This window comes from Dyadobacter frigoris (genome assembly GCF_005280585.1).
In the GTDB taxonomy this organism is placed as follows: Bacteria; Bacteroidota; Bacteroidia; order Cytophagales; family Spirosomataceae; genus Dyadobacter; species Dyadobacter frigoris.
The window spans coordinates 239,913-259,869 of the sequence record NZ_SZVO01000002.1; the positions used below are offsets into that span (position 1 = coordinate 239,913).

Annotated in this window: 16 protein-coding genes; 9 read left to right on the forward strand and 7 right to left on the reverse strand. The window is 38.9% G+C overall.

Translation table 11 applies throughout. The annotated features are described in order from the left end of the window. Positions 1–9: 9 nt before the first annotated feature. The 7 genes from FDK13_RS04785 to FDK13_RS04815 all read left to right on the forward strand — a co-directional run bounded on the left by FDK13_RS04785 (position 10) and on the right by FDK13_RS04815 (position 9,829). The gene (locus FDK13_RS04785) at positions 10–1,170 is read left to right on the forward strand and encodes a trans-sulfuration enzyme family protein (RefSeq protein ID WP_137338850.1); all 1,161 of its coding nucleotides are present in this window, start codon (positions 10–12) and stop codon (positions 1,168–1,170) included. A 74-nt stretch (positions 1,171–1,244) separates the two neighbouring features. Continuing rightward, the gene (locus FDK13_RS04790) at positions 1,245–1,931 is read left to right on the forward strand and encodes a response regulator transcription factor (protein WP_137338851.1); all 687 of its coding nucleotides are present in this window, start codon (positions 1,245–1,247) and stop codon (positions 1,929–1,931) included. A 52-nt stretch (positions 1,932–1,983) separates the two neighbouring features. Beyond that, entirely contained in the window at positions 1,984–3,351 is a 1,368-nt protein-coding gene (locus FDK13_RS04795) for a HAMP domain-containing sensor histidine kinase (protein ID WP_137338852.1), read from the forward strand. Positions 3,352–3,431: 80 nt separating this feature from the next. Next, positions 3,432–4,679 (forward strand): TolC family protein, encoded by a 1,248-nt coding sequence (locus tag FDK13_RS04800; RefSeq protein WP_137338853.1) that lies wholly within the window; start codon positions 3,432–3,434, stop codon positions 4,677–4,679. 31 nt (positions 4,680–4,710) lie between these two features. Continuing rightward, on the forward strand, positions 4,711–5,856 hold the full coding sequence (locus FDK13_RS04805) for an efflux RND transporter periplasmic adaptor subunit (RefSeq protein ID WP_137338854.1): 1,146 nt from the start codon (positions 4,711–4,713) through the stop codon (positions 5,854–5,856). Between the two features lie 109 nt (positions 5,857–5,965). Then, the gene (locus tag FDK13_RS04810; protein WP_137338855.1) at positions 5,966–9,070 is read left to right on the forward strand and encodes an efflux RND transporter permease subunit; all 3,105 of its coding nucleotides are present in this window, start codon (positions 5,966–5,968) and stop codon (positions 9,068–9,070) included. Between the two features lie 207 nt (positions 9,071–9,277). Next, positions 9,278–9,829 (forward strand): hypothetical protein, encoded by a 552-nt coding sequence (locus FDK13_RS04815; protein WP_137338856.1) that lies wholly within the window; start codon positions 9,278–9,280, stop codon positions 9,827–9,829. A gap of 125 nt (positions 9,830–9,954) precedes the next feature. On the opposite strand, the gene FDK13_RS04820 is transcribed toward FDK13_RS04815, so the two are convergent. The 5 genes from FDK13_RS04820 to rpoN all read right to left on the reverse strand — a co-directional run bounded on the left by FDK13_RS04820 (position 9,955) and on the right by rpoN (position 16,711). Continuing rightward, positions 9,955–10,674, reverse strand: coding sequence for a CPBP family glutamic-type intramembrane protease (locus tag FDK13_RS04820; RefSeq protein ID WP_137338857.1), 720 nt, complete (start codon positions 10,672–10,674; stop codon positions 9,955–9,957). 154 nt (positions 10,675–10,828) lie between these two features. Beyond that, positions 10,829–12,256, reverse strand: a complete 1,428-nt coding sequence (locus tag FDK13_RS04825) for a hybrid sensor histidine kinase/response regulator (RefSeq protein ID WP_137338858.1) — start codon at positions 12,254–12,256, stop codon at positions 10,829–10,831. After that, positions 12,246–13,775: a sensor histidine kinase gene (locus FDK13_RS04830; RefSeq protein ID WP_137338859.1), complete on the reverse strand. Its 1,530-nt coding sequence runs from the start codon at positions 13,773–13,775 to the stop codon at positions 12,246–12,248. Before FDK13_RS04830 ends, FDK13_RS04825 begins: the two co-directional genes overlap by 11 nt. Before the next feature lie 4 nt (positions 13,776–13,779). Further along, entirely contained in the window at positions 13,780–15,237 is a 1,458-nt protein-coding gene (locus FDK13_RS04835; protein WP_137338860.1) for a sigma-54-dependent transcriptional regulator, read from the reverse strand. A 22-nt stretch (positions 15,238–15,259) separates the two neighbouring features. Beyond that, positions 15,260–16,711 (reverse strand): RNA polymerase factor sigma-54, encoded by a 1,452-nt coding sequence (rpoN, locus tag FDK13_RS04840; protein ID WP_137338861.1) that lies wholly within the window; start codon positions 16,709–16,711, stop codon positions 15,260–15,262. Positions 16,712–16,967: 256 nt separating this feature from the next. Here rpoN and FDK13_RS04845 point away from each other — a divergent pair, with 256 nt between their 5' ends. Further along, a complete protein-coding gene (locus FDK13_RS04845) occupies positions 16,968–18,410 on the forward strand; it encodes an ATP-binding protein (protein ID WP_137338862.1) in 1,443 nt (480 codons plus the stop codon). Between the two features lie 41 nt (positions 18,411–18,451). Here the strand turns inward: FDK13_RS04845 and FDK13_RS04850 are convergent, their stop codons facing one another. Then, a complete protein-coding gene (locus FDK13_RS04850; RefSeq protein WP_137338863.1) occupies positions 18,452–18,766 on the reverse strand; it encodes a hypothetical protein in 315 nt (104 codons plus the stop codon). 61 nt (positions 18,767–18,827) lie between these two features. Then, entirely contained in the window at positions 18,828–19,115 is a 288-nt protein-coding gene (locus FDK13_RS04855) for a YtxH domain-containing protein (RefSeq protein WP_137338864.1), read from the reverse strand. 431 nt (positions 19,116–19,546) lie between these two features. On the opposite strand from FDK13_RS04855, the gene FDK13_RS04860 reads away from it, so the two are divergent. Next, complete coding sequence (locus FDK13_RS04860) at positions 19,547–19,915, forward strand: response regulator (protein WP_137338865.1); 369 nt, start codon at positions 19,547–19,549, stop codon at positions 19,913–19,915. Positions 19,916–19,957: the final 42 nt, after the last annotated feature.

The window sequence follows — 19,957 nt, forward strand, 5'->3', positions numbered from 1 at the left end:
TTCAAATAAATGGACATCTCTTATATTCTGAATGAACTAGGTGAAGACCGCAGCCAGTATTTTAATGCGGTGGCACCTCCGATCGTTCAGACGAGTAATTTTGCATTTGATACTTTTGAAGAGTTAAGAAATGCTTTTGCCAACGAAGATTCAAATTTTCTTTATTCCCGCGGAAATAATCCTACCGTTGATATTTTAAGTAAAAAACTGGCAGCACTGGATGGTGCAGAAGATGCTTTGGTTTTTAACAGTGGCGCGTCAGCGATTTATTGCTCTGTGATGGCCAATGTCAAGTCGGGCGATCATATTATTTCTGTTCAAAAACCATACAGCTGGGCAACGCGTTTGTTTGATAATATTCTGCCGCGTTTCGGTGTGCAAACTACTTATATTGACGGTACTAAAATTGAAAATTTCGAAAATGCGATTCGACCTGAAACCACCGTTATTTATCTTGAAACACCCAATACACTGACTTATGAATTACAGGATTTAAAAGCAGTAGCCGACCTGGCCAAAAGTCGAGGGATAATTACCATTGTGGATAACAGTTACTGCACACCGCTATACCAGCAACCACTTGCTTTGGGAATCGATCTCAGCCTGCAATCCGGCACGAAATATCTGGGCGGACACAGTGATGTACTTGCCGGTGTGCTTACAGGCTCAAAAGAAATGCTTAAAAGAATATTTAATGAGCAATTATTAAATACCGGATCCGGCATTTCTCCATTTAATGCCTGGCTGATTTTACGAGGATTGAGAACATTGCCGATGAGGCTTGAACATATTTCAAAATCCACACGGAAAGTAATTGACCATCTTAAAAATCATCCCAAAATTGAAAAGATAATTTTCCCTTTTGATGAAGATTTTCCGCAACTGGAACTAGCACACAGACAAATGTCCGGAGCGTGCGGACTTTTTACAATTTTATTAAAAGCCAATACACTTGATCAGATTGAGTTGTTTACTTATTCGCTGAAACATTTTTTGGTAGCAGTTTCCTGGGGCGGACATGAGTCCCTTATTATGCCGCAAGCCGCCGCACTGAAACCCGAAATTTTTGATGCAAACAACGAAAGCCACCGTTTGGCACGTATTTATATTGGTTTTGAAGATCCTGATTATCTTATCAAAGACTTTGAACAGGCGTTGGAAGTATTGTAATAAAACATCAGATTGCCGGAAAATCGATATTACCCGTAACTTACTGCTCAAATAATGAAATTACCTGATACTAAATGAAAACTATACTCATTGTCGAAGACGACAGGCGTATTGCCCAAAATATTTACCGTGGATTGCATGCTGAAAATTTCGAAGCGGAAATTGCATATGATGGTATCACAGGTAAAAATCTGGCTTTAAGTAAAAAGTTTGATCTTATTTTACTTGATGTAAACCTCCCCGGATTGAAAGGTTATGACGTCTGTCAACAAATCCGGGTTTACAAACCTTCGATCCCAATCATTATGCTGACCGCTTATGGTGAAATTGAAGATAAAGTTGAAGGTTTGAATAAGGGAGCGAACGATTATATCGTTAAACCTTTTGATTTCAGGGAACTCATGGCCCGAATCAACGCGGCGTTACGGGTTTCGGAACTGAATAATCCGGAAACAGAAAACCAGACTTTACGTATCGCAGATCTTGAATTAAACGTTGGTACAAAGGAAGTTATCCGCGCAGGAAAATCCATTGAACTGACGGCAAAAGAATTTGCTTTGCTTGAATATTTTCTTCTGCACCGGGGTCGCGTTGTTTCAAAAATGGATTTGGCAGAACACGTCTGGCACCTGAATTTTGATCCGGGAACAAATGTTGTCGAAGTTTATATTAATTATTTACGCAAAAAAATTGACAAAAATTTCGATACCAAGCTGATCCATACCAGGCCAGGTTTGGGATATATTCTGAAAGAAGAATAACGTTTAGAAATAGCCAAATTCAATTCTGCCATTCCTTGAAATATTATTATCAGTGAAAATAAAAGACCGGATCGCCCTGCAATTCACCTTAATGGTAGCTGTAATATTATTTCTTTTTTCAATAGCAATTTACAGTTTATCAGCACGATACCGCCAGGAGGAATTCTATGACCGGTTAAAAAGTAAGGCGCAGACAACATGCCGGCTTCTGGTAAAAGTAAAAGGTATTGATAAAGACCTTCTCCGGACGATTGATAAAAACACACTTTCAGAAATGTTTGATGAAAAGGTGTTGATTTTCAATATGAAAGACGAGCTTTTATATTCCAGTGTTGATGATAAACTCATAACCTATCATTCCAAATTGCTTAAAGAAGTCAGAGCAAATAAGGAAATGGAATTTTTGCAGGATGATAGTGAAACCATCGGTTTGCTTTATGAAGAAGGTGACGAACCGCTCGTAGTGCTGGCATCCGCTTTTGATAAATTTGGACGCAGCAAGCTCGATAATCTTTTACAAATCCTTGCCTGGGGGCTTGTCGGCGGAATCGGATTAACCGTTGCACTTGGCATTTATTTTGCCAGCAACTCATTGAAACCCATTAGTTTGATCAATCAGCAGGTTTCTCAGATCACAGCGCACAATCTTGCACAAAAGCTGGATGAAGGAAACCGGAAAGATGAAATTGCACAGCTTGCAATAAATTTCAATACCGTACTTGACCGGCTCAATAAGGCTTTTGAACAACAAAAAAGTTTTGTCTCGCACGCTTCTCACGAACTGCGAACGCCCTTGGCTGCATTAAAATCGGAAATTCAGCTCGGCCAGCGTTTCACAAAAAACAACCCGGAACTGGAAGAAGTTTTTGAAAATTTATTTTCAGATACGGAAAGGCTGATCAGTATTACAAATAATCTGCTTTTCTTGGCCCGCTCCATTGAAAATATGGGCAATATGAAGTCAACTTCGGTCCGGATTGAAGACATTACTTTTCTGGCCAAGGAAGAAATCCTTTCATCTTTCCCAAATTATAACATCCTGATCGACTATATTTCAATCCCCGAAAACGAAAATGATACCGTTATTGACGGCAATGAAGAATTGCTGAAACGTGTACTTCTAAACCTGATTGATAATGCCTGCAAATATTCTTCCAATAATACGGCGCGGGTATTGATAGATACAAATGAAACGGATTGTTTTGTCAAAGTAATAGATGAGGGAATCGGTATCAGTCAGGAAGATATCCCTTATCTCTTTGACCCGTTTTACCGGTCATCGCATACCAGTGAAGTTCCTGGTTTCGGGATCGGCCTTTCCATTTGCCAACGCATTATTGACCTGCACCATGGTACCATAACCGTGACTAGTGAACTGGGAAAAGGCAGTGAATTCCAGGTCAGTCTGAAGCACATTTAGCATTCTAATTTTTTTCTAAGGTTATTCTAAGCCTCCTGTAATACCCAGTGACGAATATCGCATCTTTCTAAAATGGAATTATGCGAACTTACTTCACCGTACTCTTACTTTTTTTTACCATCAGTTTACGAGCCCAGGATACACTCCGGCTCACGATCCGGCAAGCGGACAGCATTTTCTTACAAAAAAACCTTGAAATTTTAGCGGAAAAATATCAGATCGATATTTCCAAATCTCAGGAAATTCAGGATAAACTTTGGGCTAATCCTACACTTTCGCTTGAATTGAGTGCCTACAATCACTCACGCGGAGCGTTTGACGTGGGTCGTCAGGGTCAAAAAGCAGTTACGATCCAGCAGTTAATTACTACTGCCGGAAAAAGGAACAAGCGTGTGGCACTGGACATGGAATCTACCAGAAAAACGGAATTCCAATTTTATGATTTGATAAGAACACTAAAATTTGAGCTACGCGAAATGTTCTTTGAAACATATTACCTAAGCCAGACCATTGCGCTTTATGACACTCAAATTGCAACCTTAAAGACTACGGTTACCGCTTTTGACAAAGAATACAACCGCCAGAATATTTCCCTTAAAGAAGTGGTTCGTTTAAAAGCACTTCTTTTCCAGCTTACCAACGACAGGGCAAATATTGTTTTTGAACTGTCAGATAATCAGCGTGATCTACGTACTCTGCTCAATGCTGAAATTCCTGTAAAGCCAGTTGTAGACAGTTCTGATATCAGCCGCTACCAGCTGAGAAATTATAATTTGGCACTTTTAAAGGACAGAGCTTTACAAAGCCGGTCTGATTTAAAAGTGGCAGAATCTGCAACCAAACAGTCAGAATTAAACTACACACTACAAAAGTCACTTGCTGTTCCCGATTTACAGATTGGCGGAATTTATGACCAGGCAAGTAATTATGTCAACAATTATTTTGGGATCAACCTCGCTATGAACTTGCCGTTTTTCAACCGAAATCAAGGAAATATCCGCGCCGCGAAAAGCACCATCAGTTATTTCAAAGCAGCAGAAATGGCAAAGCAGAACAGCATCAATAACGAAGTAGATGCTGCGCTTCAGAAAGTAGTCGTGGCGGAGAAAGCCTATAAAGGCGTTGAAAGCCACTTTACCGACCAGTTTGTATTACTGAGCAAAGGATTCTATGACAATTTCCAAAAACGGAATATTACCCTGCTTGAATTTATTGACTTCATAGAAACCTACAACGAAAGTATCAAAGAGTATAACCGGTTACAGGCTGACCGGATAAAGGTATATGAAGAGCTCAATTTCGTAGTTGGCGAAGAGCTTTTTAATTAATAAACGAATTCAATTTCTTACATACTTACGGATGAAAGCTGAAACAAAGCAATTAGATCTATCAATTATCGGCAAAAGGCCAGGCGCGGGGAAAAATTTAGTTTACGTATGTTCACTGGCTTTGATAAGTCTATGGTTTTCTTCTTGTCACAAAGCAGAAGAAAAACAGGAAGAATCAAAAGCATTTATGCTGTCTGATACGATGATGAGCCGTATTACATTGGATACTGTCAAAACAGAAATTGTGCGCAATGAATTAACCCTTGTCGGAAAAGTTGTACCTGACGAAAACCAGGTTATCAAAATTTTCCCATTGGTTGGGGGTAATGTGGAAGATGTAAACGTAGAACTTGGAGATAATGTAAAAAAAGGGCAGAAACTAGCGACCATCCGTTCTGGCGAAGTTGCTGATTTTGATCGTCAGATGATCCAGGCTCAGTCAGATTTGCTGATTGCTCAGAAAAATCTTTCCTCAACAGAAGATTTGTATGAAAGCAAACTGGTTCCGGAAAGAGACGCCATTACGGCCAGACAAATGGTGGATAAAGCACAGGCAGAAGTGAGCCGGATGAAAGAAATTTTTTCAATCTATGGTTTGAGCAAATCAACCAACTATACTGTAAAATCACCGATCAGTGGTTTTATTATTTCAAAAAATGTAAACCGTGGTATGCAGCTTCGTTCTGATAATTCAGAAGCCTTGTTCACGGTCGGGCAAATTGCCGATGTTTGGGTTTTGGCTAACGTAAATGAAAGCGATATTCCACGGATTAAAGTTGGAATGAGCGCAGATGTGCGGACGATCAGTTTTCCCGATCAGATTTTCAAAGGAAAAGTTGATAAAATATATAATGTGCTTGACCCTGAATCAAAAGCAATGCAAATCCGTATCCAGCTAACAAACGTCGGCTTTAAACTTAAACCGGAGATGCACGCAACAGTCAGTCTGAATTTTGAAGAAACCGACAGAATGCAAGCCATCCCCTCCCAGTCTATCATTTTTGACCGAAGCAAAAACTGGGTGATGATATTCCACAGCCGTTCAAAAATTGAAACACGTCCCGTGGAAGTATATCGTACACTAGCTAATCGTGCTTACATCAAAAGCGGGTTAAAGGACGGAGAAAAAGTCATTTCCAAAAATCAACTATTGGTTTACGATGCGCTTAATGATTGAATTTTGAATGTGAGAATGATTGGATGAATCGCTGATTCAATCTTTTTCCCTCATTCTCCCATTCTATCATTAAAGATGTGCGTTATCCCATTCAAAATCTGATTTCTCAATGAATAAATTTATCAGGGGAATTGTTGGTTTTTCCCTTAAAAACCGATTCTTCATATTTTTCATGACTGCCTTGCTCATTGTGGCGGGAATAGTCAGTTATCGTGAAACGCCGTTAGAGGCCTTTCCCGATGTTACCAATACCCAGATTATTATCGTAACCCAATGGAATGGCCGAAGTGCTGAGGAAATCGAAAGGTTTGTGACAGTGCCAATTGAGGTAGCGATGAACTCGGTTCAGCAAAAAACAAACGTGCGTAGCACAACCATGTTCGGGCTGAGTATTATCAAAATCATTTTCGACGATAATGTAGAAGATTTTTTTGCACGGCAGCAAGTCAATAACCTGCTCCGGAATATATCATTGCCCGAAGGCGTCGAACCCGATGTGCAGCCTCCATATGGGCCAACAGGTGAAATTTTCCGTTTTACGCTTAAAAGTAAAGATCGTGACAGCCGGGAATTGCTGACATTACACAACTGGGTAATTGATCGCCAGCTGAGAAGTATTCCGGGGGTTGCTGATGTGGTCGCTTTTGGCGGCCGTCAGAAAATATATGAAGTGCAGGTTAATCCTACGAAACTTGTAAAATATAATATTACGCCCCTTGAAGTTTATCAGGCAGTAACAAAAAGTAATGTTAATGTAGGTGGGGATGTGATTGAAAAAAACGGACAGGCTTATGTTGTTCGTGGAATTGGTTTGTTGAATTCCATTCCGGACATTGAGAATATCATTGTTGAATACGTAAAAGATTACCCCGTTTTGGTCAGAGACGTAGCTGATGTGAAAGAATCGGATATGCCACGCGTTGGACAGGTAGGGCTGGATGGGAATGACGACGTTGTTGAAGGTATTGTTGTTCAAAGAAAAGGCGAAAATCCCAGCGAAGTATTGGCTCGTATAAAGGACAAAGTGGAAGAACTCAACACCAAAATTCTTCCTCCTGACGTGAAAATGGTTACTTTTTATGACCGCGACAATCTTATAGAATTTTGTGCTCATACCGTAAAACACAACCTGATCGAAGGAATTGTTTTCGTAACGGTGATTGTGTTTCTCTTTATGGCCGATTGGAGAACAACGATTATTGTATCGATCATTATCCCGCTGGCTCTTTTATTCGCATTTATGTGCCTAAAAATGAGAGGCATGTCTGCCAACCTCTTATCAATGGGCGCCATAGATTTCGGTATTATTATTGATGGAGCGGTGGTAATGGTCGAGGGTATTTTTGTATCTCTGGATCACCTCGCCCATAAAAACGGAATGGAACGTTATAACAAACTTTCCAAACTGGGTTTGATCAAAAAGACAGGCGGTGAATTGGGAAAAGCTATTTTCTTTTCCAAATTGATCATCATCACAGCGCTTATCCCGATTTTCAGTTTTCAAAAAGTTGAAGGAAAAATGTTTACGCCACTGGCATATACATTAGGTTTCGCTCTATTGGGAGCCCTGCTTTATACACTAACTTTGGTTCCGGTTTTGTGCTCATTCCTGCTTAATAAAAATGTAAGGGAAAAGAGCAATCCAATTGTACGGTTCTTTGACAACGCCGTTATCAAAGGTTTTAATTTCTGTTATGCACGCAAGAAAATCAGTGTTCTTATTGCCGGCATTTTCCTTGGGGTAAGTTTATTTTCATCCACTTTTCTGGGTTCTGAATTTCTTCCTGCGCTGAATGAAGGTGCACTATGGGTTGAAGCGAAACTTCCTATGAGCAGCTCGTTAAGTGAAACCATTAAAATGGTGCACATACTTCGCTCCAAGCTAAATGAATTTCCTGAAGTAAATGGAGTTTTATCTCAAACTGGACGTTCCAACGATGGTACCGATCCATCCGGATTTTATTATGTTCAGATGCAGGTTAACTTAAAACCTAAGGAAGAATGGACGAGAAATATAAGTCAGGATGATCTGATTGAAGAAATGGATACCAAACTGAAACAATTTCAGGGTATTAATTATAACTATTCCCAACCTATTATTGATAACGTAGCCGAGGCTGTGGCGGGAATGAACGCAAGTAATGCCGTAAAAATTTATGGAGATGACCTTGAAACACTGAACGTCAAGGCAAACCAGGTTTTGGAAGCAATTAAAGATGTTCCGGGAATCAAGGATGTTGGTATTTTGCGGAATATAGGTCAGCCCGAAATCAGTGTTATTCTTCATGATCACCTGATGGCTCAATATGGCGTAAGTACTGGTGACGTGCAGGCTGTTATTGAAATGGCTATCGGTGGAAAAACGGCATCGATTTTGTATGAAGGCGAACGCAAATTTGATATCCGCTTACGTTACGAACAACAATACAGACGTGATGTAAATGATATCCAACAACTTATGGTGCCAACTTTATCGGGTGGAAAAATCCCTTTGAAAGAGATTTCATCTATCCGGACCGTAACCGGGCCAGCATTTGTTTACCGTGACAACAACAAACGTTTTATTGGTGTAAAATTCTCAGTTCGCGAACGTGACCTGGGAAGTACAATCGCGGATGCGCAAAGTCGTGTAAAACCTTTATTAAATTCATTACCAAAAGGTTATTCGGTAAGCTGGTCCGGAGAATTTGAAAACCAGGTTCGTGCTACTGCCCGTTTAGGTCAGGTTGTACCAATCAGTCTCATTGGTATTTTCATTCTGCTTTTCATTATGTTCAGTAATGCAAAAGATGCCGGTTTGGTTTTGGTTAACGTTCCATTTGCACTGATCGGCGGAATTTTAGCACTTCATGCAACGCATATGAATTTCGGGATTTCGGCGGGTGTGGGTTTTATCGCACTCTTCGGGTTATGCGTCCAGAACGGGGTAATCCTGATTTCAGTCTTTAATAAAAATCTTGCAGCCCATATGCCTCTTGACGATGCCATTCGAGAGGGTGTCAAGTCAAGAATCCGGCCGGTAGTCATGACCGCACTTATGGCTGCCATTGGGCTGCTCCCGGCTGCTACTTCAACCGGTATCGGATCGGAAACACAAAAACCGCTGGCGATTGTAGTAATCGGAGGATTAATTACGGCGACGGTTTTAACGCTATTGATTTTCCCAATCATTTACGGGTTCTTCAATAAAAAGAAACAGCCAGCACATTCCTGATATTATTTCAAACTCTCCTTTGTCCCCGCGCTGAATTTATTCGGAGCGGGGATTTTTTTGTCTTTAAAATTCTCCCTTATTATTCCGCTGTACGTCGATAAAAAGTAACTGTACGTCGACATTATAAATCATTTATTAAACAATTGGGTTATATCTGTGTCATACAATCAGAAAACACAGAAATTTAAATTATAAACATCAGAAATCATGAAAAAGATAATCGTAGCCATGTTCGTTTTTATTGCGGCTATCTCCGCTCCGCAGGCAAATGCACAAATCAGTTTAAGTATCAATATCGGTCAACAACCTGCCTGGGGTCCTACCGGCTATGACCATGTTGACTTCTATTATTTACCGGATATCAATGTTTATTATGACGTGGTCAGAGCGCAATATGTTTATCCAAGTGGAAATCAGTGGATTTATGGACAAAACCTTCCTGCACGCTACCGTAATTTTGATATCTACAATAGCTACAAAGTGGTGGTAAACGAAGCCAGACCGTATCTACGTAACAGTGTATATGTTGCCAAATATGCAAAATACAAAGGTCAGCACAACCAACAGATTATTCGTAACAGCAGAGATCAAAAATATTTCCAAAGCGCCCAGCACCCGCAACATCAGCAATGGGAAAAACAACAAACAAAAGTGGTTGTAAAATCAAATAACAATAATAACAACAGAAATAATAACGCAAAAAATAATAACAACGGCCGTGATAACAGAAACGACAAAAGAGGAAATGGTAGAAATTAGGATTCCGAATATCAGCTCTTTTGTTTAATCCTTTTGTCTTGCAAAATTGAAATAATAAACCCTCATCTTGTAACAGGATGAGGGTTTATTGCCAATTGCTATATCGTTTCGCAAGATTATCGTTTTCAAAACTGAAAACATAAAAGAAAAAAATTAAACGCTGAATGAAGCAGAATTCCATATAAAAATCCATATTTAAGACGGACATAACCCAGCATAAAACCCAAAGAAGTTTGGGGAAGCGTAATGACCGGAGTTAGCAAAAGTGTAGAAAAACTTGAATCAAAATTGGTCTTATGGAGGAAACCAAAACCTATAACCGATATATAGAAAAGGACTTTATAATGTTTTTGACAAAATTCGGCCAAACGATTATTTACATTTCTATGCTCATGCAAAAAACTGTAAATCGCCCCCATTATAATCAGACTTAATCCAATAGCCAAAGAAGTATGATTATGTTCTCCAAAAAGGCCATAACCAGTCATAAATCTTTTTAAAAAATAAAATAGCCAGATACCGGAAAATGCTGCAAAATTTATTTGGGAATATTTAAGACATAGACGAAATTGAAGTTCTTCAACAATTGGAGCATATAAACAAGCGAGTGCAATTTGATAAAACCAGGATTTCTGTCTGAAAGAATTCAAAAAAACATTTACAGGTTTTTCTATCTTGAAAATTTCAAAAAAGGCTAATATGATTAATCCTGAAACAAAACTCAGCAATAGTGCAAGCAGAAATATTCGAAAAAATTCTATCAGCCTTAGATAAAACTGATTCTTACTGGAAATAACTTTTCCACTTGATAATAAAATACCTAATTCCGAAATGATCATTTTCATAACAACAGGATTTACAGAGGAGATAACGTTTCCGTTGTTTGACACAAATTTGAACTTCGCGTCACTGTATGAAATGAAAAAATCCCTCGTGAAAGGGGTTTTGAGTCTTAATAAAATGATTGGTTATCATGATTAGAACCAACCTTTTTGGGAATTATTTATCAGAAAAGCTAACTGTAAAAGTTGTCCCTTCCCCTACTTCCGACTGCACGTCAATACGCCCGTGATGCGCGTGAAGAATGTTTAAAGTCGTGGCTAAACCAAGTCCCATACCATTTTTCTTGCCCGTAAAATAAGGCTCAAAAACCTTATCCATATTTTCCTGACTGATACCGGAACCGTTGTCTGCAAAAATAACCTGTAAAGAATCTGCCTGGATTCTGGTCGTAATTCTTAAAATTCCCTTATCCTCATCCATGGCCTCAATGGCGTTGGTAATAAGATTTAAAAACGCCATTTGTAACGAAACGGAATCCAGCGGAATGCAAAAATCCTCATCAGCATATGCTTTGGTAATTTTTATTCTTTTCAGCTGCACACGGTCGTAAGCCGTTGCAATAGCCTCGTCCAGAATATAATGAATGGATTGCTCCACAAGAACGATATCAGAAGAACTTGACGGTTGCAGCAGCTGCGTGATCAGATCATTGATACGAGTACAATTTCGTTTTATGATCTGGGTATAAAATTTCTGGTCTTCATCCACCAATTCCATTTCCAGCTGTTCTGCCGAAAGATTTACATTGGTTAGCGGATTTCTTACTTCATGCGCCAGCATTCTGACAAGCCGGCTAGTAACAGCCAGTTTTTCAGAAAAAAGTCTTTCTCTTTCCGACTGTTTTCTGGCTGTGATATCATGCAATCTTCCCTGTACGTAAGGATTATCTTCATCCATTTCCATGGAAGCCGAAAAAACACAATATTTTTTTTCACCATCCGTCGTGGCTATCCGAACCTCAAAATCCTGTATAGCACGATCCTCGATACCATCCCAAACCAGTCCGAAATTTACATCATCTACGATTTCAAGAATATTTTTCCCTTTTAACTCTTTTGGTAAATAACCGGTGAGCGTACAGGCAGAAGTATTAAAATCTGTAATAACGCCTTCAAGATCACTGATAAACAGAAAGTCATTCGATTCTTCAAAAACCCTGCGGTAACGTCTTTCACTATGACGTAAAGCTTTTAAAACAGAAGTGCGTTCCAATGCATAACGAATCGTCCGTTCCAGCTTTTCAGAATCCAGTTCGTTTTTTATCAGATAATCCACAGCTCCGAGTCGTAGCGCTTCTACGGCAATTTTGGTATCTCCTTTTCCTGTGAGAAGAATCATTGGCTCTTCACATTCGAGGGTAGTAGCTTCTTCAATCAGGTCAATTCCGTTGCGTTCACCCAACAGATAATCAAAAAAGTATAGATCAAATTTTTTATTTTGAATAGCGTGAATCGCTTCCTTGTACGTTGCGCACCAGGTTATATCGAATTTCCAGTTAATAAGATCGTTAAAATACTCTCTGGTAAGAAAGTAATCATCTTCATCATCGTCAACAAGAAGTACTGTAATCACTTTACTGTTCATTAGAAATAAGTGGATAAATCTTAACTTGATTTTGGCTTACCGGAAGAATAATTTCGAAGGTTGCACCCTGGTCAGGGATGCCAAACGCTTCAATACTTCCGTGATGACCCTCAACTACTTTTTTACAAACAGAAAGACCAATGCCTGCACCTTCATATTCCGAGCGCCCCCTTAAACGCTGAAAAATTGTAAAAATACGGGATGCATTTTCATTCGAAAATCCTATGCCGTTGTCTTTCAATGTAATTTTTATATAATTTTTCTCTGTCGGCATCTTTCTTTTCAAAACCTCCGAAACCGGTAATTCTGTTACGCGAAGCGAAATCACAGGAGCCGTTTCCGACCTTGTAAATTTCAAAGAGTTGGAAATAAGATTGATAAAAAGCTGAGACATCTGAGTCGGATTGGCGTCAATTAGCGGCAGCTTATCGATCTCCATCAGGGCGTGTTTTTGCTGAATGGTTACTTCCAGATCGCTAAGCGTACTTCTTAAAATATCATTCAGATCTGTCGGCTCAAAAACATTTGACAAACTGCTAACTCTTGAAAATTCCAGCAGATTATTAATCATTTTCTGCATACGTCTGGTCGCGCTCAAAATTCGGCTCAGATAAACCTGTTGATCCTGATCCAGAACATCTTTTGTCTTACTTTCAAGGCGCTCTCCAAATGAAATAATTTTGCGCAGCGGTTCCTGCAAATCATGTGAAGCTACATAAGCAAACTGTTCCAGATCTTCATTGGATTTATTCAAATCACTGACTTTTCTTTCCAGTTCACTTTGTATTTCTCTAAGCGTTGTAACGTTAAAAGCCGTTCCGATAGAAATATTATGGCCCGTTACTTCATCAATCGAATTATGCCCACGGACATATAAATATTTTTCCTCACCACCCTCTGCAATAATTCTGAACTCCAAAATATAGGCATCAGTATAGGAAAGAACATTTCTTAATTTTTCCGAGATAAACGCCACGTCATCCGGATGAATGTTCTTTTTGAAAGTAGCGCTGCTTAATTTTTCAACAGGTAAACTTTCAGGGCCGTAACCCATAAGTTTGTACATACCTTCTGTCCATTCATATCTCCCGTTTTGTATGTCCCATATCCAGCTGCCAAATTCCATTGTCTCTTCGGCTTCTGCTGATAATTTTTGCAGATATGTCAGTTGGGCTTCAACATTTCTCTCGGCAGAAATATCGGTAAGCGTATACAAATTATATTCTTTGTCAATTACTGACTTATCGATTCTGCACCAGATACCTGATTTATTGAATTGAAAATTTACAGACCCGTTTTCTCTTAAAGCAATAAAGTCGAAATGCTCACCGCATATCGACTTTAAAGTAAGCCCGTCAAAATCAGAAATTTCTGTCAATCCGGATGCAGCATTATTGGCATAAAAACACTCAGGATCTGCATTTGGCAACAATTCATTACTGCTTCCGCAAACAAGAAATCCGGTTGGCGACGCACTTAATATATCATGAAAAGAAAATGGATATAACTGATTTTCCAATCTATCAAATATCAAATTGTTTCATCTTGTTATACAATGTTTTGCGGTCAATATTTAACAAACGTGCAGCTTTGCTTTTGTTAAAATTAACATCCCTCAAAACCTGCATGATCATATCATATTCGGCTTCATTCGCTACTGTTTTAAGGCTTGGCTTCGTATCATCCGTATCGGCAGGTTCAAGAGTAACTGGTGCTGAAACGACAGTCGAAGGTGCAATTTCATCGTCCAGATCTTTAAGTTTGCTATGATTAACGATCTCGAAAGGAAGAGATTTTTCCTCAATAAATTCACCATCAGACAAAAGCGTTGCACGCTTGATCACGTTTTTTAGCTCCCGTAAATTACCCGGCCATGAATAATTAACGAAATCTTTCATTACCTCATCCGAAAAGCCTTTGACATTTTTGGACAATTCAGTATTCGTCGAATCCAGAAAAGTCGTTGCAAAAAGTAAAAGGTCATCTTTCCTGTTTCTTAGTGCCGGAACTTCAATTGTAAATTCGTTAAAACGATAGTAAAGATCCTCTCTGAATTTACCATTCCTGGCTGCCTCCAGCAATTTTTCATTACTCGCAACAATAATACGAACGTCAAGTTCAATTTCTTTTGAAGCACCAATGCGACGCATTTTACGCTCCTGCACCACACGCAGCAAAGCTACCTGGATCTCATAGGACAAATTGGAAACTTCATCCAGAAATAAAGTCCCTCCGTTTGCCATTTCAAAGTGTCCGATTTTGGTTTGCAAGGCACCTGTAAAAGATCCTTTTTCATGCCCAAAAAGCTCACTACCAGCAAGCTCCTTAGAAATAGCACCGCAATCCATCGCCACAAACGGCATGTCCCTTCTGCGTGATCTGTTATGTATTTCCTGTGCAATAGCTTCTTTACCTGAACCACTTTCTCCGTAAATAATTACACTAAAATTGGTAGGAGCAACAAGATCAACCTGGCGAAAAAGATTGTCGGACACTTCACTTTGCCCCATTACGTACCCCGCTTTCATCTTGTGAGAAGTTTTGCGGGTAGCTTTTGGTGCAACAGAATCTGAATGGCTGCCTGAGGCTACAAATTCTGTTGCACCTGTTCTTTCAGCCTCAGCATCTGCAAGGGCTTTTTTTACAGTAACTAATATTTCATCCGGAAAAAGAGGCTTTGTGATATAATCATAAGCGCCTAGTTTCATTACGTTCACCGCAATTTTTATATCAGAATAACCGGTGATAATCAAAACCGGTACATTCGGACGCTTCGATTTAATTGCATTCAATAGTTCAGTTCCGGTAATATCACCCAAACGAAAATCCGTCATTACCAGATCCGGCTCGAAAGATTCAATTAACGCAAGTCCGTCTTTTCCAGTCAGCGCGGTTTCTACAATAAAATCATTCTTTGACAAAAATCTCTTTAACAAGAAGCAAATGTCCGCTTCGTCATCGACCACTACTATTTTTTTCATGTGGAATAAAGTGCTTTCTTAATTAAATGGTAACCCGCAAACGTGCGGTTGGAATATTTAATTGCTCCCTGTATTTGGCTACAGTGCGACGGGCAACAGAATAACCCTTTTCTGATAACAAGTCGGTAATTTGCTGATCGTTATATGGATGTCGTTTATCTTCCGCCGCCGTAATTTCACGGATCGCTTCCTGAATTTCACGGTTTGATACTTCCGTACCATCCTCATTTGTAACACCTTCGGTAAATAAATCTTTCAACAAAACAATCCCGAAAGGTGTCTGTACATATTTATTCGTAGTAACGCGTGATACTGTGGAAATATCCATATCAATTATTTCCGCAACATCTTTGAGGATCATTGGGCGGAGTTTTTTAATATCACCCGTTTGGAAATAATCGTATTGCAGTTTTACAATCGCCCTTAATGTACTTAGCATTGTATTTTCACGCTGCTTAATGGCATCAATAAACCACTTGGCAGAATTCATTTTATTTTTCAAAAACTGATTCGTTGCCTTATCAATTTTTTGCTCTGCCATTTGAGTAAATAACTTGTTCAAACGTAACGCAGGGCTATTTCCCCAAGTTAGCTGCACTTCAATTTCGCTGTCTTCAATATAACGCAGCATGAAATCCGGCTTGATACTTTCATTGACAAGTGTATCGTTTCTAAGTCCGGATGCAGGTTTTGGATTAAGTGTAGTGATAAGCTGAATTGCCTTTTTCAAACATTCTTCATCCAGGTTTAAAACACGCATGATCTTATCATAATTGCGCGAACCCAGTTCATCAAACGTATCCGAAACAATCTTGTGAGCCCATCCCCAAACCTCGTCCTGATTTTCAATGCGATGAAGCTGAATAAGCAGACATTCACGCAAATCCTTGGCTGCAATCCCGGGAGGATCCAGTTGCTGGATTACTCTTAGCATCATCTCAACTTCCTCGGTATCGATGAACATGCTGTTGGCAAAAGAAATGTCATCCGCTATTACTTCACTCTCACGTCTAAGAAATCCGTCTTCGTCCAGCGAATCAAGAATAAAATCTGCGACGAGCTGTTGTCTTTCGTCCAGTCTTAAAAAGTGAACCTGCTGTTTTAAATCATCTCTGAAACCAATAGCCTCTACCATCGGACGGGTATACAGCTCGTTATCAGCCGACTGGTTATTTGCATATGTTTTGTAGTCAGGAATATCATCATCTCTGAACTCGTCCCAGTCCTGATAATCCTGAACCGACGGATAGTCGTCTTCCCCTGAACTGCCGGCATCGTCGGCATCCTGAAATTCATCCGCTGTATCTTCTGAAGCTGTATCTTCCTTACCCTCTTCCAGTATAGGATTTTCCTCTAATTCTTCTTTAATTCTTTGCTCAAGCTCCATAGTTGTCAGGTGCAATAAATTCAGCATCTGAATCTGAAGAGGAGAATATTTAAGGGTTTGTCGTTGCGTCTGCGTTTGTCTTTGCATATAGCAATTAATTGTAATATTAAAAGTTCTCTTTAATGATATCGTTTGAACTGAAACCTGGTATATTTCGGATCATCCCCGAAACTTAACATCAAAAGGGGCTATCTGGTATGACTTACGACATACATCTTTTAAATTTACTATACTTTATCTTAACTTACTTAACCCTGATCGGCAAAATGCGAATATTGCGTACATATTTCCACAGACTGAGTATATTAATTCGAAATGTAGATTTTTCACACAACGCTTATTTATGAAACTATCTACCCTTTCTCTCCTCAACCGAACACTTAGTGAACATTCGCTTTCCTTAATTACCAGATTCCTGTTTGGCACCTCATTGATACTAATCATTGCTCTGTCATACAGTTACAATGAAATTAACCAGGAACTTATCAATTATTCTGAAAAGGTAAATCAGACACAAAGGGTCATCAGCGGGCTTCATCAGGTTTCATCTGCAATTTATGAAACGGCTCACCATACCAACAGCTATTTATTTTTAAAAGATACCGCTTACGTTAACAAAACTCTTGCCTCGCTTGAAACGATACTTCCATTAACGCTAAAAGTAGATTCACTTGTAGCCGAAAACCGCGCACAGCGTAAAAGATTAATTGGCTTTAAGGAACATTATACTCAATTTTCCAAATACACCAACCGGTTAATAAAAGGTGGCAATTCACTAAATCCTGCAATCGTTTTTGTTATTTCAGAAAGAAAAAATGCCGAGGTGGATTCTATGGCAAAACTCGTTGTCAGTATGACCCGCGTAGAAAATCAGTTAATGTACAACCGTGTCCAGAGCCGGGAAAATTACACGGCTCAGGTTTTCAGATACAATTGGATTATTATGCTCGTGGCCATTGTTTTTCTGTCTTCTGCTTTTGTTCTTCTGGATCGTGAACTTCGGCGTAATAAATTTTACAGAGTAGATCTGGAAAATAAAATTGAAAATCTGAATCGTTCCAACAGCGAACTTGAACAATTTGCCTATGTCGCCTCACATGATTTGCAGGAACCGTTAAGAAAGATAAGATCATTCTCAGACCGGCTTATAACGAAATACCACAATGATGTTTCGGAAGAAATATTTATGATGCTTGGCAAAATCGATGGATCTGCGCAACGTATGCAGCTACTAATTAATGACTTGCTTTCTTTTTCAAGAATTGTAAAAATTGCAACGGAAGTAAAAATGGTTAATCTCAATACCGCATTGTCTGACGCAAGATCCAATCTTTCAGAAATGATTTTGGAAAATAAGGCTGCAATCCATTCTGAGACATTACCTACAATTGAAGGATACGGCTCACAAATGACCCAGCTTTTTCAAAACCTGCTTTCAAATTCTATAAAATATCAACAGGAAAATATAAGGCCGGTTATTCGGATTACCTACCGTTTGGTTGAAGGGGAAATTATTCCAGGAATTAAACCTTCTCACAGCGATATTCAATTTCACCAGATCAGGATCAGCGATAACGGAATCGGCTTCAAAAGAGAATTTGCAGAAAAGATTTTTATAATTTTCAAAAGGCTCCACGGTCAACATGAATTTGCAGGGACCGGTATTGGCCTGGCTATTTGTAAAAGAGTCGTTTCAAACCACAACGGCTACATTTTCGCCGAAAGCAGTGAGGGCAACGGAGCAAGTTTTTTCATATATCTGCCAACAGAATCTTTACTTAACTAATCGCTAAGACAATTTTACTTTGGCAGAAAGTCACTGTTGCCTTACTTATCAAAAACAGGCTCAAAAGGAATTTTTTCATCCGTAGCTTTTTTGACCCATCTCAAACCTTTCAAAAGAACTTCACGGCCTTCTTCGACTCCATGTTTCAAAATAACTTTTTCGATGATAATTGGCGCGATAAAATTAAGAGGAACGGGAAGACGTTTTAAAACCGTTTTTGCCAAAGCAGCTCCTACTCCCATTTCAATCCCTTTTCCTGCAAGACCACCTGGCGCAGAAACCATAAACAAGTCCCTTACGTATGTAGAAGCAGTGTGAATGGAATCCTGTACTTTATCAATATTTTTAGTTTTCATGAGTTCAAGTGTAATAAATCAGATCTGCCCGGGTGATAATATTTACCACCCGGCTATTCAATTAGTTATATTTTTCAATTTCATCGGCAGCATCTTCCTTAATTTCTTCAGCCTTATCCTTGAATTCACTTTTGTACTGCTCACCTTTTGCTTTCAGGTCATCGGCAGTCTTGCCTGCTTTGTCTTTACTTTTTTCAAGTGCGTCGATCAATTCGCTTGCAAGGCTATTAGTTCTTTTTTTGATTTTCTTACGAATCTGAGTTCCTTCTTCAGGCGCAAAAAGCATCCCTATTACTGCTCCCGCAGCAGCAGCTGTTACAATTCCCCAAAACACTTTACTGTTTACCATGATAATATTCTTTTAGATAATGGTTTTTGATAAATTAATTGATGACATGAATAAAATTGCTAAAATCTTGTACCCAAAAGCTCCAAATTGTCAAAAAATATTTTTAACAATTTGCAAATCAACATATTAAGTGAATTATTTTAAAAAAAATATAAATATCAACCATAATTCGATTATAAAAACCAAAATTTCTACTATACATTATTGGGACGTGGTTCTACAAGATGGGGAAGAGCTTTCCGAAAAGTCAGGACATTTGAATAAGCGTACATTTTGATTGGATTGAAATGCGAATAATATGGCAAGGTTATTGTCAGAAACCGATTATTAATTTAATGAAAAAGTGAGGCGGGATATTCAACTATAAACTGAAAAAATTACTAATCACAGATTCCAAAATTTTACTGACTACTTATTTTAGATTGGCAACCATGAAAATTGTAATTATTGAGGATGAAAAAGATTTGGGGATATTGATGCGCAATTTTCTGGTTAAACAACTTAATGTAAAAGCACCTGATACAGTAAAAATAGCTACCACGCTTCATGAAGGCATAAGTTTTATCAATCAATTGAATCCTGAATGGGTTTTTATTGACAATAATTTGCCTGACGGAAAAGGGATTAACGAGATTGAACATATCAAAAACAGCGGAAGATTCTACAATACAAAGGTCGTCATGATGAGTGCCATGACAAACCTTCGTGAAGAAGCATTGAGAAAAGGAGCAGATTATTTTCTTGATAAACCCATCAGTTTTGTTGAGGTTAAGAATCTTTTCCCCGGAGATATACAATAAATTCATCTTCAAACAGACTAATTCCCTCCAAATTCCCGAAAT